The organism is Synechococcus sp. R6-7 (assembly GCF_047461695.1).
Lineage (GTDB): Bacteria > Cyanobacteriota > Cyanobacteriia > Thermostichales > Thermostichaceae > Thermostichus.
On record NZ_JANSHS010000410.1, the window covers coordinates 1 to 907 of the forward strand.

2 protein-coding genes are annotated in these 907 nt (G+C 65.2%); both read right to left on the minus strand.

Features of this window, described 5'->3' with window-relative positions:
* Positions 1–19 precede the first annotated feature (19 nt).
* Positions 20–655: an XdhC family protein gene (locus NW815_RS11740; protein ID WP_414387800.1), complete on the minus strand. Its 636-nt coding sequence runs from the start codon at positions 653–655 to the stop codon at positions 20–22.
* A gap of 55 nt (positions 656–710) precedes the next feature.
* Positions 711–907, minus strand: a 197-nt coding sequence (locus tag NW815_RS11745) for a serine hydrolase (protein ID WP_414416042.1), incomplete at its 5' end; no start/stop codon positions are given.

The following is a 907-nucleotide window of genomic DNA, read 5'->3' on the forward strand; positions in this document are numbered from 1 at the left end:
TGCGGGGCTCCTGCGATTTCTAGCTGAAGGCGGTCTCCGGGATCCCTTCCTGGGCCAGGGACAGGCCGCAGTGGCCCGCTCCGACGATCAGCAGGGTGGGGGAAGGGAGGAGGGGCTCGACCCAGGATCCCGCGAGGAGCTGTGGGCGGGATGGCAGGGGGGCAAAGTGCTCCGCACCGCTGTCGCTAAGGCTGAGGTAGGGGAACCCCTGAGGATCGAGGGGGGTGATCAGCCAAGCCCTTGGCCCTTGGGTCAGAGCCTGGAGGATCTGGGCCGCCAACGTTTGGGCAAGGGATCCCTGCCATCGCTGTAGCCAAATGTGCATCCGTCCCCCGCAAACGCCCAAGGGAGGGCTGTTGAGATCGAGGGAAACCGGCATCCCAGCCGGCCAGGACTCCGTCTTGCCGAAGTGCTCCGCGCTGCTCTCGCCATCGCCAACGGGAACGGCAGCCTGCAAAAGGGTTTGCGCTCGGGCAATGACTTCCGCTTCGGCAGCTCCACCGCCAATGGTGCCCAACAGGGTGCCATCGGATCCCACGGCCAGTTTTGCCCCCGCCTGGCGAGGCACAGATCCCTGGGTGCGGATCACGGTGGCCACCACCAGCGGCCCGCGGGAGAGCATATCTGCCAACTGTCGGTAAAAGGTCTCGTCCACCTCAGCCTCGGTTATGCCTACGGCACCCTAGCGGGAACGGTCAGGGACTCAATGATCAAGAAAGCCCCTCTAGGATGGCCTGATGGAAGGCAACCCGGAAAGCCTGGAATCCGTTCTCCTGCCGACCGTGGTAGACGGCGTTGGTGAGCAGCGCCACCACCAGTTCCCGCTCTGGATCGATCCACAGAGAGGTTCCGGTGAAGCCGGTGTGGCCGAAGGCGCTGGGGCTGAACGGGGAGCTGCTGGCCAAGG